Source organism: Pedobacter riviphilus (assembly GCF_014692875.1).
Lineage (GTDB): Bacteria > Bacteroidota > Bacteroidia > Sphingobacteriales > Sphingobacteriaceae > Pedobacter > Pedobacter riviphilus.
The window spans coordinates 1,532,594-1,548,542 of the sequence record NZ_CP061171.1 but is presented as its reverse complement, the minus strand read 5'-3'; the positions used below and the strand labels follow the sequence as shown (position 1 = coordinate 1,548,542).

Annotated in this window: 13 protein-coding genes; 5 read left to right on the top strand and 8 right to left on the bottom strand. The window is 38.3% G+C overall.

Annotation, left to right across the window (positions count from 1 at the left end; all coding sequences use genetic code 11):
* Positions 1-190: 190 nt before the first annotated feature.
* From H9N25_RS06305 to H9N25_RS06295, 3 genes are all read right to left on the bottom strand, one after another.
* Positions 191-685, bottom strand: coding sequence for a hypothetical protein (locus tag H9N25_RS06305; RefSeq protein ID WP_190328318.1), 495 nt, complete (start codon positions 683-685; stop codon positions 191-193).
* Positions 686-895: 210 nt separating this feature from the next.
* On the bottom strand, positions 896-1,045 hold the full coding sequence (locus tag H9N25_RS06300) for a hypothetical protein (RefSeq protein WP_190329226.1): 150 nt from the start codon (positions 1,043-1,045) through the stop codon (positions 896-898).
* 29 nt (positions 1,046-1,074) lie between these two features.
* Positions 1,075-1,356: a SelT/SelW/SelH family protein gene (locus H9N25_RS06295; protein ID WP_190328317.1), complete on the bottom strand. Its 282-nt coding sequence runs from the start codon at positions 1,354-1,356 to the stop codon at positions 1,075-1,077.
* Positions 1,357-1,797: 441 nt separating this feature from the next.
* Between H9N25_RS06295 and H9N25_RS06290 the strand changes: the two genes are divergently transcribed.
* Complete coding sequence (locus H9N25_RS06290) at positions 1,798-2,214, top strand: SRPBCC domain-containing protein (RefSeq protein ID WP_190328316.1); 417 nt, start codon at positions 1,798-1,800, stop codon at positions 2,212-2,214.
* 6 nt (positions 2,215-2,220) lie between these two features.
* On the opposite strand, the gene H9N25_RS06285 is transcribed toward H9N25_RS06290, so the two are convergent.
* Both H9N25_RS06285 and H9N25_RS06280 read right to left on the bottom strand, forming a co-directional pair.
* Positions 2,221-3,309 (bottom strand): PepSY-associated TM helix domain-containing protein, encoded by a 1,089-nt coding sequence (locus tag H9N25_RS06285; RefSeq protein WP_223833627.1) that lies wholly within the window; start codon positions 3,307-3,309, stop codon positions 2,221-2,223.
* A gap of 3 nt (positions 3,310-3,312) precedes the next feature.
* Positions 3,313-5,664, bottom strand: coding sequence for a TonB-dependent receptor (locus H9N25_RS06280; protein WP_190328315.1), 2,352 nt, complete (start codon positions 5,662-5,664; stop codon positions 3,313-3,315).
* Between the two features lie 161 nt (positions 5,665-5,825).
* Here H9N25_RS06280 and H9N25_RS06275 point away from each other — a divergent pair, with 161 nt between their 5' ends.
* From H9N25_RS06275 to H9N25_RS06260, 4 genes are all read left to right on the top strand, one after another.
* Positions 5,826-6,614: an SDR family NAD(P)-dependent oxidoreductase gene (locus H9N25_RS06275; protein WP_190328314.1), complete on the top strand. Its 789-nt coding sequence runs from the start codon at positions 5,826-5,828 to the stop codon at positions 6,612-6,614.
* Positions 6,615-8,144: 1,530 nt separating this feature from the next.
* Positions 8,145-8,951: a phytanoyl-CoA dioxygenase family protein gene (locus tag H9N25_RS06270; protein ID WP_167293887.1), complete on the top strand. Its 807-nt coding sequence runs from the start codon at positions 8,145-8,147 to the stop codon at positions 8,949-8,951.
* Between the two features lie 157 nt (positions 8,952-9,108).
* Positions 9,109-9,798: a CDP-alcohol phosphatidyltransferase family protein gene (locus H9N25_RS06265; protein ID WP_190328313.1), complete on the top strand. Its 690-nt coding sequence runs from the start codon at positions 9,109-9,111 to the stop codon at positions 9,796-9,798.
* On the top strand, positions 9,795-10,265 hold the full coding sequence (locus H9N25_RS06260) for a GtrA family protein (protein ID WP_190328312.1): 471 nt from the start codon (positions 9,795-9,797) through the stop codon (positions 10,263-10,265). The genes H9N25_RS06265 and H9N25_RS06260 overlap by 4 nt, the downstream gene beginning before the upstream one ends.
* A gap of 194 nt (positions 10,266-10,459) precedes the next feature.
* On the opposite strand, the gene H9N25_RS06255 is transcribed toward H9N25_RS06260, so the two are convergent.
* The 3 genes from H9N25_RS06255 to H9N25_RS06245 all read right to left on the bottom strand — a co-directional run bounded on the left by H9N25_RS06255 (position 10,460) and on the right by H9N25_RS06245 (position 15,473).
* Complete coding sequence (locus H9N25_RS06255; RefSeq protein WP_167293885.1) at positions 10,460-11,551, bottom strand: phosphotransferase enzyme family protein; 1,092 nt, start codon at positions 11,549-11,551, stop codon at positions 10,460-10,462.
* Positions 11,552-11,666: 115 nt separating this feature from the next.
* Entirely contained in the window at positions 11,667-13,019 is a 1,353-nt protein-coding gene (locus H9N25_RS06250) for a Gfo/Idh/MocA family protein (RefSeq protein WP_167293884.1), read from the bottom strand.
* A gap of 126 nt (positions 13,020-13,145) precedes the next feature.
* The gene (locus H9N25_RS06245) at positions 13,146-15,473 is read right to left on the bottom strand and encodes a beta-galactosidase (protein ID WP_190328311.1); all 2,328 of its coding nucleotides are present in this window, start codon (positions 15,471-15,473) and stop codon (positions 13,146-13,148) included.
* Positions 15,474-15,949 lie beyond the last annotated feature (476 nt).

Here is a 15,949-nt window from a genome sequence, read left to right as displayed (position 1 = left end):
TAATAAAGCATTTAAAAGCACAAGTCATACAGCGCACCGCCTTGCCCGCTAAGACTTGCGCTAGCGAGGGATAGTAATGGACCGCTGGAATTACGAGCTCTTTGATAAAAGTAGTGAATTGTTGTAATTAATATATTACACATATGGTCGTGTAAGCCACAGAGGGTTTAATACTGTACACGTGCGGGATTTAATGAATAAAAACTTCGTAAGGTGTATTGGCATTTAAAGCAAGTTCCAAAACAACTTTTAAACGACCTAAAAAAGCAACAATTGAGCTTGGTATATCAAAATAAAATTCATCATCATTTAATCCCAAGGCAATCAAATAACCAGGATTAGTATAGAAAAGTTTATAAAAATTATCTCTACCACCATATTTTTCAATTAGATTCAAAGTTTCATTATTAAGTGCTGGTATAAGTTCATTATCTATAAAAATAATAGAGTCCCTTATCTCTTGAGGTATAAAATGTGCTTCTAAATCATCAATACCATCCAAATTTCCTGTTGATAAATCATGCTCTGCCCTAAACCCATATTCAGTTAACGTGGCATTAAAAAAAATTTCTGCTTTCGTTGAATTTAATTGTTTAGCATAATACATCATTAAGGCATAAGTACCAAAATCTATATCTTTATATATATCGCCGTATATAAATTCTACCTTTCTTGTCCTACCCATGTTATTTTAGTTTATTTTTAAATGAATGATATGAACTTTTAAATAAAGCTTCTTTGGTTGTTCCTAAGGTTTCAGGATCAAATTTAGAAAAATCAGCTATGCTATAGGAATCTTTTATTTTCAATTTGAAAATAGATGGATCAACTATTATCTCCTTACCTGTTCTCAGGTCCCCTCGCTGGCGCACGCGTGCCGCGTGTGCCATTTTTACTACAACTCTTCTAAGTCTATCAGCCCCTTACCCTCACTATAATCTATTACGCTGCTATATTTCCAATGCCAGGCCTCGTTAACAAAACCTGCCACTATCGGATTATCATGTAGGTAATCAGCTTCTTGCTCAATAAAGCTAAACTCCACAATTCTATTAGCTTATTATCATCAATGGATTATTTTATATCAGAGTGTCCAAGGTTCATGCTTGGATTCACTTCATCTCGAATAAGCTGTTTTAATTCTTTGATTTCAGGAAAGCGTTGCATCTTCTTTCTGTCGAAAATTAGTTTATCGCTAACGTGAACAGTAAAAACGCCTGATGTTTCACTGGGGATTAACGTTACCCCCTTTACCTCATCTACAAAAGTGGTTAAAATTTCTTGCGCCATGTAAGCCGATCGTAACATCCAGCCACATTTGGGGCAATAGGTTATGCATATCAGTGGTTTTTCCATTGTATTTTTTTACAAGGGTACAAAAAATATAAAGTGATGAAAAATAGAAAATGTTATATAATAACAGAGCTAAAGTTAAGCACATAGAACTTCTCTTTTGTTTTTTGCAAAAACACTTCTTTTTATTTCAAATTCTGCCAAACCACACTGAACAAAATGAACGAAACAAGTTTGCTGCTTAAAATGTTGTTAAAAGAGAAAAGGGTAGCCACATCCATGTTTACCCCTTTCCAATTACTCCCGTGTTAGAGGAACTATAATTACACCAGTAAAGCAATTTTTGTTTGCTTTAGCTATATAATCATACACCTTATATCTGAAAAACAGATGAAAAAGATTCCTGTTTTCTTTAAACAATATCTTTAATTCCGCTCAAATCACCCTTTAATTTGTCGCTAATGACCATCTAAAGGCATACTTTAAACAATTAATTTAGCTTGTATGAACAAGAATGCTTTAACTGCCAGCGTTGAAATAAACCAGCCAATTAGCCTGATCTGGAAAATCTGGAATGAACCCGAGCACATCATTAAATGGAATGCTCCATCAGATGAATGGATTAGCAAAAAAATTGAAAACAACCTGGTATTAGGAGGTGGCTTTTTATATGTTATGGCCAGAAAAGATGGAACAGAAAGTTTTGACTTTAGCGGAACTTACACCGAAGTTATTGAGCATGAGCGAATTGCTTATACACTAGACGATAAGCGGAAAAGCCTGATCACCTTTACAGGAAATAACCCTGTTACGCTTACCGAAATCTTTGAACCTGTTGCAGATCTTGATTTCGCCATGCAGCAGAAGTTTTGCCAATCGGGGCTGAACCAGCTTAAAGCGTATGCCGAATCAGCTTTATAGCTTTTATTATTTCTTTTTGCGCTTTTTTCTTTTTTTCCACCAGATGATAAAACCGGTAACTGGCAAACTCGCCGCAACCAAAGCCGCTAAACAAGAAAGGATTTTATTTGGGAGCCCTAAAAGCCTGCCCGTGTGCAGATCGTAATTGGTGGCTTCTATTAAATCGGCGCCATTAAAATCTTTATACAGTTTGGCCCTAATCATTCTGCCTGTGCCTTCCTCATAAAAAAAGGTATTTTGCCTGCGTGCCCAACGGTACGGGTAAATCATTCTTAACCGCAGTTCGCCTTTACCACGCAACGAAAAACTAGTGGAGATAGCACCAGGATATTTAATTTTGGCTTCGGTATAAATTTTATTATAGCGTATAGGTAAGGGCTCAATATGCGTAGGTTTGGCTAAAACAATAGCTTTGCCTTGTCCAAATTTACTCCCCGTAAAAAAGCTAGCTGCATTTTTTACTTCTTTAAAAGCAAAGTACAAACCGCTCAAAGCGGTAACCAGTAGCACAACTGATGCATAAAAGCCCAACACGTTGTGTAAATCGTAATTTAGTCTTTTAAATGAAGCTTTTCTCTTAATGGTTAACGATTGTTTTAATAACCGCATTTGGCCAGGGAACCAAAGTATTAATCCTGTTATCAGCATCAGTACAAAAATAACCACCGACCACTGCACAATAAACTTCCCGGTTTTACCTAACAATAGCGAGGTATGGATATGCTCTACAACCTGTAGCCAATCTTCTCCTCCTCTTTTTATTAAAGTGGCATCATAGGGATTAAAATAATAGACTATTCCCTTTTTACTGGTCAGTTCGACTGTTGCATTTGGCCGTGCATCTTCAATTCTGATCAGCCTTAATTCATCTTTAGGCGAAAGTTTTTCGAATCCCGAAATAACTTTATCTAAACCTACAAAAGGCTGCTGTTGGAGATTTACATAGCGGAAATCTTTTTGTGTAAAATCCCTGATTTCTTCTTCAAAAACATAAAGCGCTCCGGTAATACTGATGATGATGACTACCAGACCGGTTGCCAGGCCCAACCACAGGTGAATGTTCCTGATGGCATTTTTAAAATCCCTGTTCTTCATTACCTAAAAAGCGTAGCCTAACGATAGGTTAAATCTGCGTCCATTACCCCGTACATAATTTACATTACTGCCGTAAAACTGCGAAATAGCAGGGTAATAAACTTTATTCAATAAATTTTCTATGCCTACTGATAGTTTCAAAGGCTGTGTAACCTGATATACTGCTGCCACATTAAATAAATTGAAGGCTTTTACCGGACCTTCGCCAATTAAATATTTACCTGCAGCATTGGTTTTAAAACGGTCACGGTTTCCTACACGCATCCAGTTTACATCCAAACTTAAGTTTTTAATGCCCGAATATTTAAGGTAAACAGTGGTTTTTGATGGTGGTATACGCGTTGTATTTAAATACACATCTTTCTCTCCGTTAAAATTACCGTCATTATCTACATCTCCTTTTCCTTCTACTTGTGCATAGTTACCGCCGATACTCAGCTCTTTTAAAACTTGATAATCAGCCTGGATTTCGAATCCATATACGCGCTCTGGAATACGTTGCGAGATGTAGGTACCATTCACTTCTAAAAGATTAGCGCCTAGTTTAGAAGTGCTGTAGTAATATGCTGCGCTGAAATTCAGTTTGCCTAGGCTGCTGCTAAAACCAGCTTCATAATTGTTTACAATAATAGGTTTAGTTTCTAATTGCGATAAAGTGTTACTTTTTGCTGCCCTTAGCACCCTGCCTAACTCAAATACCGAGAACGATTGTGCATAACTGATAAAAGGATTAAAAAACCTGAATTTAGAATAACGTGCACCAGCATTAAACACCAAAGCGTTGTAATTTAATTTACCGCCCTGCACCGCTATGCTGCCCGCACCGTTTGCTCCGGTAGCCAGGGTATTAAAATCGTCTACATCAATGTTAATATTTTCTACCCTTAAACCTCCTTTTATGGTTAAATCATTAATAAAAATTGCAGAAGCCTGTAAATAAGGTGCAAAGTTTACCATATTCATATTAGGCACCCACAAACGACCGTCAGTTAAACTTTGAGCAGTTTTATCGTTCATTAAATCCAAACCATAATTTAATTGCATTGGTACCTGATGCACAACGTTAAAAGGGGTATTCAGGTTTACCCTTGCCCCTTTTTTGGTAGAGGTAATGGCTGATTGGCCGCCTCCGAAAAATGATGCCGAGTTCGAATAAATGGTATAAAAATCCTGGTAATATAGGTTGGCTGTTAAATCAGTTTTACCGAAAATCTGCTGATTGGTGTATTGTAAATTAGCATTGTGGTTAAACCTTGTCCCTTCTTCTTCACCCAATCTTGTTCCGTAAATACCAATAGCTGGCGATTGACCGTAAATGCCATCTTTGGTTATATACTTAGAATGCTGCCGCGAGCTGAAATAATTATACATCAGCTGCAAACGTTGTTTTGTAGTAAAATTATAACCCAGCTTTACAAAACCGTTGTAAGATTCGGTTTCGCCTAAACCATATTCTGGTGAGATCACTAAACCCTCAGCATCGCGGAAAACACCAGTTTTTTCGAACATACCACTTACCAGATAATCAAATTTACCTGCTTTACCGTAAAGCTGTTGCGAAAAGCGGTAGCCAATGGTGCTATCGCCTTTTAGGTTTCCTGTAATTCCGGCTTGAGTGTAGCCTCCGAATGATCTTCCTTGATCGGCTTTTTTAGTAATATAATTGATTAAACCACCTTCTGCACCATTACCATAAATGGCGGTGGCACCTTTAATCACTTCAACACGCTCGATAACTGAAGGATCTATACTACGGATATCCCTTCCTCCTGCTCTTAATGGGGTAGATTGTGGAATACCATCAATTAGTACCAAAACATTCCTACCCCGCAAAGTCTGACCAGAGTTACCCGTTTGATTGGTAGAAAAGCCTAATCCAGGTACGCTGTAAGAAAGTATATTGGCTAGATTCGGACTAATAGCAGATTGTGTATTTAATTCTTTTGCGGTTAGTACAGTTACCGATGATGGTGTTTGTGATAATGATTCTGGCCGTCTGCTTGCCGAAACAATAACATCGTTAAGATCTGAACGCTGTTCTTTTAAAACTAATGTTACCCAGGTTGTATCATTTGCAGTAACTGATATACCCTGTTCAAGCTGATCGTAACCTGTAATCGAAACCTTAACCTGTTGGTTTCCGACAGAAACAGCTGTTAATTTAAATGTTCCAGTTTTATCAGAAGTGGTTTTAAGATTCTGCTTTTTAACCTGTATGTTGGCGAAAGGTATGCTGTTCCCTAACGAATCGACAACTTTTCCGCAAATTGTTCCCTTTCCAGTTTGAGCAAAGAGAGTGGTTGTAGATAGTATAATAAGAGCTATGGCAAAAAATTTTATGTAAGGATGCTTCATGCAGTTTTAAATTTCGGCAAAGCTAACATTATTTAGACTCATTAAAAATAATAAATCAAAAAAGATGGCTAACTGGTGTTTAGTCATGCGCCATTTTAAAATAAATGAGACATAAGATTTAATTTATTTGATATTTGTGGTAAATCGTTTTGAGTAAAAAGATGTCAGAAACAAAGATTACCTACGCCATGATAACGGGAGCCAGCAAAGGTATTGGCAAATCGATGGCCATTGCACTGGCCAAGAGAAAAATCAACCTGTTGCTTATTTCCCGCTCGGCTGATGAATTAAGTGTTTTACAAACAGCAATTAAAAACGAATATGAGGTTGAAGTGCATATCCTGGCGATTGATCTTAGCCAGGCACAAGCCCCAAAAGCAGTATATAACTGGATAACTGAAGAAAATTATGCCATCCATATCCTGATCAACAATGCAGGTTATGGCCTATGGGGGAAATTTGAAGAACTGGATTTAAGTGCTCAGCTAGAAATGTGTCAATTAAATATGACCACCGTAACCTCATTGTGCCATTTATTGCTTCCTATCCTTTCAACACAAAAAAAAGCATACATCCTTAACGTTTGCAGTACTGCAGCCTACCAGGCGGTACCAACTTTGGCTATTTATTCGGCAACTAAAGCCTTTATTTTATCTTTTACGAGGGCACTAAGATTCGAGCTTAAAGATGGCCCGGTTTCAGTGAGCTGCCTGAGCCCCGGTCCTGTTGATACAGGTTTTGCGCACCGGGCCGGATTAGATGCATTTAACAAAATGGCCGAAAAGTTTAACATGAAGCCTGAAGAAGTGGCCGAAATTGCAATAAAAGGAATGTTTGCCAAAAAATCTGAAATTATTCCGGGTTTTACCAATATCATCAGTGTATACGCCAACAGGATTTTACCAAAAGGATTTATTGAAAAAATGGCCGCAGGCATTTATAAGACTTAAGTTTACGGTTTAGGCGCAGTCAGATGTTTCTATACAAATGATCATATATGACTTAGTTTCATTTTATGTATCGGGTGCCAGGTGATAACAGCAAATGCGACAGGTATTAGGAAATGAACATTCAGTTGTTCTTGGCCGTGTGCAGTCCCGCTTTTCATTCCAAGTCCTCTCCCGATTGAAAAAATCGTGATCCGGGCTTTACATTGCAATCGGGTTTAGGAACAAAGGTGGGTACACTATACAACCCCAAAAATGAAATAAGTTTAAGTATGAGCTGCCAGGTGATAACAGCAAATACGACAGGTATTAGGAAATGAACATTCAGTTACTCTTGGCGGTCTGCAGTCCTGCTTTTCATTTCAAGTCCTCTCCCGATTGAAAAAATCGGGATCCGGGCTTTACATTGCAATCGGGTTTAAGAACAGCGGATTCTGCACCTCTCAACTTCAAAAATGAAATAAGTTTAAGTATGAGCTGCCAGGCGATAACAGCAAATGCGACAGGTATTAGGAAATGAACATTCAGTTGTTCTTGGCGGTGTGCAGTCCCGCTTTCCATTCCAAGTCCGCACTAATTCTTCGTTTACGGGCTTTTCATTACATTCGGGTTTAGGAACAAAGGTGGGTACACTATACAACCCTAAAAATGAAATACTGTTTAGGCCATCTAGCCCCGGGTGCAGCGTTACCCTGCAGCAAGGAGGTACGACGAAGCGAAGCGTAAAGCGAAACACGGGAACAAAGTAACCTATGATTACTGCAATTGCGCTCCAATAATAAAAAAATCTATCTCATTTAAAATAAAGCTGAGTGTCAGATGGGAACATCCAACACCACGGATAAGTATGAGGTGCAAGGCGATAACAGCAAATGCGACAGGTATTAGGAAATGAACATTCAGTTGTTCTTGGCGGTGTGCAGTCCCGCTTTTCATTCCAAGTCCGCACTCATTCTTCGTTTACGGGCTTTTCATTACATTCGGGTTTAGAAACAAAGGTGGGTACACTATACAACCCTAAAAATGAAATACTGTTTAGGCCATCTAGCCTCGGGTGCAGCGTTACCCTGCAGCAAGGAAGTACGACGAAGCGAAGCGTAAAGCGAAACACGGGAACAAAGTAACCTATGATTACTGCAATTGCGCTCCAATAATAAAAAAATCTATTTCATTTAAAATAAAGCTGAGTGTCAGATGGGAACATCCAACACCACGGATAAGTATGAGGAGCAAGGTGATAACAAGCTAACCAATTGACCGAAACCTGCCCTATTTGCACTTATTATTAGATTTCTACGATTAGAACTCCTCTTCTCAAAAAAATATTTTAAAATATTTCTAATAAAATTCTTTAGAATATTAAAAATATGTTACGTTTGTATTAAATACTACTAATTCTATAGATTATGTCGAATAAAACAAACGTGTTTTATTTTCCTTCAGTACCAAACCACTCGCGAATGCGAATGTGCTGTTGCTGCGCATAATTCTAATTCCAATTTTCTTTTTCCTAAATCTTTTAAATTTTTACACATGGCCACATCGTATCCAACCTTTACCTTATCTGAACAATTAACACAAGAACAGCTTGATTTTTTTAACACACATGGGTTTATCCATTTTAAGAATTTCATCAAACCAGAAACAGTTAATTCCATTATTGATGCCTCTAAACAGGTTGAACAAAAATGGATCGAACAAGATATCAAAAAAATAAATGGGGTTCCGATTAAATACGGAAAAGATCTTGATGGCTCGGCAATTGTGCAGCGCTTTGCCTTTATAAACCAACAGCACCAAACCTTAAGTGGTCTGTTATTAGACCCAAGGTTTAACGCCTTGCTTCAACTGGCAGGTGAAGGTGCACGTTTAGGCACTGAAGAAAAAGATGGCATGGTGTTTAACCACTATATTAACGGTCCAGAAAGTAAGTTTAGCAAAATGGGCTGGCACACAGATGGTTTAAGGGATATTTTCTACGGCACCAAACTAAACCCAATGTTGAATGTGGGGATTCACCTCAGTACCTTAAAACCTGAAAATGGCGGATTAAAAATTATCCCTGGCACCCATAAACAAAGTATATACCAAATGCTCTTTCGCAAAAAATACTTCCTGGATAATAAACCTGATGCTGAGGAAGTATCAATATTGCCAGAAGCGGGAGATTTAACCATCCATGATGGACGATTGTGGCACAGAGTTGCAGAATCGGCCATTCGAGGTGAAGAAAGCAGAAGACGTGTAATCTATATTCCAATTATTGCCGGTAAATATGCGCCAAAAAATGAAAATAGTCCGACCGTATTTTATCAACGTTTTGCGGGCATTGTAAAATAATTTATGTTATTTGTTCTATTATTCAGTTACCTGGTCAGATCAGGGAAACTAAAACGGCTAAGTATTTTAGCTAAGGGTATTCCTAAGAAAATCAGTTTAAAATTTTACCGACCAGAAACCGCTATGTTATTCGGCTTTGTATTAATGGGATATTAAATTGGAGGATATTATTAAAGAGAAAGAAGGTAATGCAGATAACAAAAGGGTATTTTCAGACCGCGAGCGAACCAATATTCTACTTAAGGGCGAACAAAGGCTGATCTTATTTTTGCTTAAGAAAGTTCCAGGCTGGATTACGCCAAATATCATGACAGGTATTGGCATGTTCGGATCGTTAATCGTTTTTTCGGCTTTTATTTTAGGCAGATTTCATTCGAGAAATTATTTATTGGTAGGCATTTTAGGCCTTATCATCAATTGGCTTGGCGATTCACTTGATGGCAGATTGGCTTATTACCGCAAGATAGCCCGAAAATGGTATGGATTTGCATTGGATATTGTGATGGATTGGCTCAGCATTATTCTTATCGGCTTAGGCTACTACTTTTACGCAAGCCAAACAACACAGGTTTTTGCATTTTTATTCGTGGTGCTTTATGGCTGGTCGATGATCATTAGTCAACTACGCTATAAAATAACAGGTTTTTATCAAATCGATTCAGGCCGTTTAGGGCCAACGGAGTTACGCGTAATTATTTCACTTATTCTTATTACTGAAACGCTGTTTGTAGGCAGTATCACCTATTTTGCCATTGCCGTAACCATATTGTTATTGCTAATCAATATTATCGATACACTAAAACTTTTAAAAGCAGGCGACACTAAAGACCGGGAGGAAAAAGAATGATCAGTTGGGCATCTGTTAAGCTTTTTCTGAAAGCTCAGGTATCGGCTTTTTCAGGCGGAATTACCGATTATGGATTAATGATACTACTAACCGAATGGCTGCATATCCACTTTACCATTTCTATTTTAATTTCAGGTTCCCTTGGCGGATTGGTTAACTTCTGTATTAACCGTTTCTGGGCTTTTAAAAGTAACGACGGCTACCACAGCTCTACCAGTGGGCAGCTTGTCCGTTTTTTTACCGTGGTTTTGGGAAGTATTTCGTTAAAATCAGCAGGTACCTATTTATTGCAGCAAAGCTTACACGTAGATTATAAACTCGGTAGACTTTTAATTGATAGTGTAGTTTCCTATGGTTTTAACTATCCGCTAATGAAGTATTGGGTATTTAAAATTAATAGCCTGGAGGCTGCCTGCCCTGAAAGGCCAAGCGATTGCTTCGACCTTAGCAAGAAACAAATAATTTAAACGGGTAAATCTTACACCAAATAGTATAAAAGCAAATAATGCTGATATTTGCCTTTATCAAACGTTTGCGCGTTATTCAACATAAACCTAATCCATTAAGAGATAACGGAATACGAAGCAACTATAAAAAAGGTAAGAGGAATGTCCAGCCTAAACGATGAAGCATAAAAACTGAACACCTTGCCTTTACCTTATTAGTTTAATATTGTTTTAGAGTCGCTCACTCTATTTTCATTAATCTGCTTAATAATTCCTTCAAATTCCGATTCTTTGGCTATGTACTTATTCAGTAAATCGATCTGATTTAAGCCCCTCACCAAGTTGTGATCAGGATAATTAGTTTTATAGTAAATATCGCCGTTTAAGAAATCGGCTATAAACCTTACCGCCTGCATGTAGATCATAAATTTACCCGAATAAATAAAGAACTGCTTTTCGGTAAAGGTCAGAACCTGATCCATTTCTTCCATATAACCTTTATGTATTGCGGCAAAAACGTCTTCTCTTATGGCTATTTTACTAAAGTCCTTTTCTTCTTCATTAGCCTCTGAGAGATAGGTACGCATCATATCACCTACATCGCTGATAAAGTATCCGGGCATTACTGTATCTAAATCGATTACGCATAAACCCACGCCGGTTTCGGCCTGTAGTAATACATTGCTAATTTTAGTATCGTGGTGTACAACACGTAAGTTAAGCGCACCGCTATCTACCATATGCACATATTGCTCTTCTATATCGTAATGCCTGATAATCTCTTCAACAGCAAACTTTGCTTCAAAAATTCTTTCGTCGCTAGCTTGTTCCAATGCTTTTTTAAACTGCTCTACGCGCAAAGGCAGGTTATGGAAATCTTCGATAGTGGGCTTTAATTTTTGCACATTGAAGGCACAAAGCATCCTGGTAAATTTACCAAATTGCTTGGCAGCATGATAAGCCTGCTCAGGCTGATGTACAAAATCAATAGAGCAAGAATTTTCCACAAATGGGAAAACCCTGTAAAAATGATTGTCAATAACCACAAAATCATCTCCGTTTGATGCCGCAATTGGGGCAACAAATAGATATTTAGGGGCAGTTTGATCGAGATATTTTTTTATTGTCTCAATATTTTGAGCAATATTTTGAGGCTGGCGAAAAACCTCTGTGTTTACCTCTTGCAAGATATAGGCTAATCCTTCACCGTAAACTTTCCAGGTATGGTTAATTAAACCCGAGCCAAAAGGTTCAATTTTAATTTTTTCTGCGTTAAGTCCATAAGCACCTAAAACTGCTTTAAACATAAGATGTTAATATATATTTGAATAAAAATTGTTCCAGGCAAACCATTTGATCAACCTGAATAAAGTTGCGTATTAAAATATGCGGGCAAGCCATAAGCAATACCCGCAATCGAGACTAAAAACCGCTATCGTCTAAAGCGAAAGTATTTTTACGATCTTTCCATTTTCCTTTGGTAAAATCAGGGAATTTTTGTGGCATATTTCCTTCTTTTAACGATTTGGTAGAAAGTGGTGTAATTACACTCATAGTAACTGAATCATATACGTCAATTGGTGTTTGTTTTTTCTGTTTTACCGCCTGGATAAAGCCATTAAATACAAACCAATCCATACCACCGTGACCTGCGCCTACAGCATCTGCTTCGTATTTTTTCCAAAGGGGGTGATCATATTTAGCAAACCATTCCTGAGCCGGATCCCATACATCGTCTTTTTTCGATTTGTGGTCGATATAAACCGATTTGTTTACATCCATCCAAAGTCCTTTTGTGCCCTGAACCCTAAAACCGATAGAATATGGACGAGGCAGGTGGGTATCGTGACTTAACAATACGGTTTCGCCGTTTGCACAGTTAATCAATGTAGTGGTAACATCACCATTTTTATAATTGATTTTGGCATTAGGGTGGCCTGGCGACATTTCTTCTACATAAGCTGCCAAACCTTTGGCCTTAGAGCTGAACGAAACCAAACTGGTAAAGCTGTTTCCCCTGTTAATGTTTGCATATTGCATCAACGGACCTACGCCGTGGGTTGGGTATAAATCGCCATCCTGATCGATATTAAACTGCGTACGCCATTGTGCCTCGCTTAGTGCTTTTGGTCCAAACTCTACCCCACCCCCATAATAATCTTTGCCGTTGTTAAAAAGCACATTTCTTAAGTTGTGCTGGTAACCACCTTCAAGGTGTACCAATTCGCCGAAAAGACCCTGCCTAACCATATTTAAAGCCGCCATTACGTCTCTACGGTAACAAACGTTTTCTAATGTCATGTAAGGCATTCCTGTTTTTTCAGAAGTGTTTACAATATCCCAATGATCTTGAACACTTAAACCTGCAATTACCTCGCAGCCTACATATTTACCAGCCTTCATGGCATCCACTGCCTGATCGCGGTGAAACTGCCATGGTGTTGCTATAATTACAGCATCAATATCTTTACGGTCTAAAAGTTTTTTGTAAGCATCTAAGCCCCCGGTATATTCTGTTGCTGCAGGTCTACCTTTTTTGGCTATAAAATTGCGACAGATTTTAAGTGAGCTTTCCTGGGTATCGCAAATAGCCACAATTTCTACATCATCTCTTAAAGCACCTTCAGAGATATGGCTCATACCACGTGCACCAACACCGATATAACCTAATCTTACTTTTCCGCTGTCTGATGACGCAAATAAACTTCCGGTTGGCAGGACGGTTAAACCAGCAGCCGTGAATGCACCATTTTTGATAAATTCTCTACGTTCCATTTGTGTTTTTTAATATTTATTGTTTAGTTTTTTAATTGATCCGGTTAATACTGAACATACGTTTTACTAGGTATTCTTTTGCACTTCCACACACTAAAATCCACTCATCTACAGCACCTTAATAGGCTAAAGATTTTTAAAGAGCGTTTGGCTAAAATATAATTTGTAATCTTTAATTCTTCCATTGGCATTATCCTGTCGGGGTAATAGCTTTAATCCCTTGATGGTGTAGTTTTTACCAAGGTCTATTACAATCTGGTGTGGTGGTTTTGGCGATTTAGACTCCCACTGTGTATGCCAGATACTGGTAAACTGCAAATCGAAAACATTAGCGGCATTTCCATCATCACCGCCCAGTTCTTCACTATCTGCATAAACTATTTTCCAATCACTACGCGGAATTTCATTCCCCTTATCATCAAGCAGCACAATTTCTGCAACCGTGGTATAAGGCTGTCCTTTCTGTTCAGATAGCGCTTCCAAACAAAAATAACGGGCGCTTACAGGCTTAAAAACAACCTGTTGCCATTTGTTATCATTTGCAAAACTACCTTCAACATAAGCTTGTTCTGCATCTGCAACCCATTTTTGGTTATCTTTTTTGTGCAGTTCGGGCTGTTTTTCGTTCACCACATCTAAAATTGGTTTATCTAAAAAGCTTAATTCCGGCTTTTCAGTTCCGAAGAGGTCGAATACCACCACTTCATTTTTGCCTTTTTTAAGCCAACTCCCTGGTATAAGCATGGTTTGCGTTGGGCCGATATTCCAATATCTACCCAAACACATTCCATTTAACCAAACTAAACCTTTATTCCATTTACCCATATCGAGGTAAGTATCTTCTAATTTATCGGCACTAAAACTTCCCTTATAAAAAGCAGCTGTAGCAGGTTGATTGCTAAGTGCTTCATAACGAAGCGGAATATTTACTTCTCCAAGCCTTATCGGATAGTTTTTCCAGCTCCTTAAAGCGGTCTGTTTTCCATTTTCAGATAAATATACCTCCCCATGAATTCCTTTCCGATCATGCATCTGGTAGCCGTAGTTTACCCTGCCTGTGGCTTCTACCAAAACCCGCAGTACACTTTTGCGCGTTCTGGCGGGAATTTCAATACTGAATTTGTTTTTTCTTCTATCCAGTTCGCCAATCTTTTTACCATCAATATATACCAATGCATAATCGTGAACATCTTTAAACACCAGACTCGATTTTTGGCCTGCTGTTAAATTGGTTTCGTACACTACACAGCCAAAATCCTGATCTAAATCTTCCATTAGCATTGCGGTATCGGCTAAAACAGGCTTAGGTAGGTTTTTAGATAGTACTGCTATTGAGGAGAACGTAACCGCTTGTAATTTCTGGATCTTGTTTGCAGCAGGCACATCTGGTAGAACCTCTCCATCTTGCAGGTAATTGGCAAATAACTTACGGATGGCATAAAATTTCTCTGTTGCATTACCAGCTTCATCAATAGGAGCATCGTAATCGTAACTGCTGGTTTGTGGCAGGTAAGGTGGTGCATTGGCGCCACTGTAAGTACCAAAACTTGTTCCGCCGTGCGCCATATAAATACTAAACGATGCTTTATTATCAAGCATGTATTTTAACTCGCCTACAATGCGCTGGGTATCGCCTTTATGGTGTGGCCTGCCCCAGCTATCGAACCAGCCCGGGTAATATTCGCCACACATTAATGGTCCTGTAGGCTGTATGGCCCTTAAGGCTTTAAAATTAGCTTCTGGTCCGCTGCCAAAATTTACAACCGCGAACAAACCTTCAGGATGATCGTTTTTTAACTGCGAGGGTCCATCGCAATGAAATAAAGGAACAGTAAAGCCAGCTTCTTGCAGATTGGCTTTAATGATGTTCATATAATCTTTATCGTTGCCATAACTGCCGTACTCGTTTTCTACCTGCACCATAATAATGTTGCCACCTTTGCTAATCTGCAATGGGGCAAGCTGTTTGCCTACAGCTAAAAGGTACTTTTTGGCTCTTTCTAAAAAATATGGATGTTGCGTGCGCAAACGGATGCTTTTATCTTTAAGCAGCCACCAGGGGAAACCGCCAAATTCCCATTCGGCACAAGAATATGGTCCTGGCCTTAATATTACATACAAACCAACCTCTTTTGCCAGTTTACAAAATTCGGCAGCATCGCTCTGCCCTGTCCAGGTAAACTGATCGGGTTGTTTTTCGTGTATATTCCAAAATAAATAGGCACATACAGTATTTAACCCCATTGCTTTGGCCATTTGCAAACGTTGTTTCCACTCGACTTTTGGTATACGGGCAAAGTGCATTTCACCACAGCGTATTATATATGGCTTGCCATTAAGCTCGAAAGATTCGGTACCTATTGCAAAGGTATTTTCTTTTTGAGCCCAGCTATTAATAGATAAAGCAATTAATAGCCCTAAAAAAAGTATTTTTTTAAGCAAACGGGTATGCATTTGTGCTGGTTCTTTTTTGGTTTTGTTGATTTGTATTTTTAAAAGTAGAACAAGCAAATGAGCATTACAACATAAATATCAGCGCAAACGATTGACTAATTTTAATAAACTGTTTAAATTTTATTTCACATTAACGCCTAGTGCAACGCAACTATAAATGAACGGGATTATTGCAAAACTACGGGAAGAGGCACCGCCTACAGGTACAAACCCTGAATAGAGAAACTATTAACGAGAATAAATCCATATGCATGTTTAATGAGTTTATTCTTTTAAGCTTTTAATTAAAGCTAATTGTGCAGTGCCGATAAATAGTAGAATATACCCTTAGAGCACGTATGTAAAAAACAGAAATTTATAAGCAAAACCTGGCCCATAGCAGCTAAAAATAGTTGCTTTTAAGTTCAATCATGCTCAAGCAACTTCGAGTTGAGAAATAATTAACTATGATAAATGATAAGTTTATTAACAGGGTG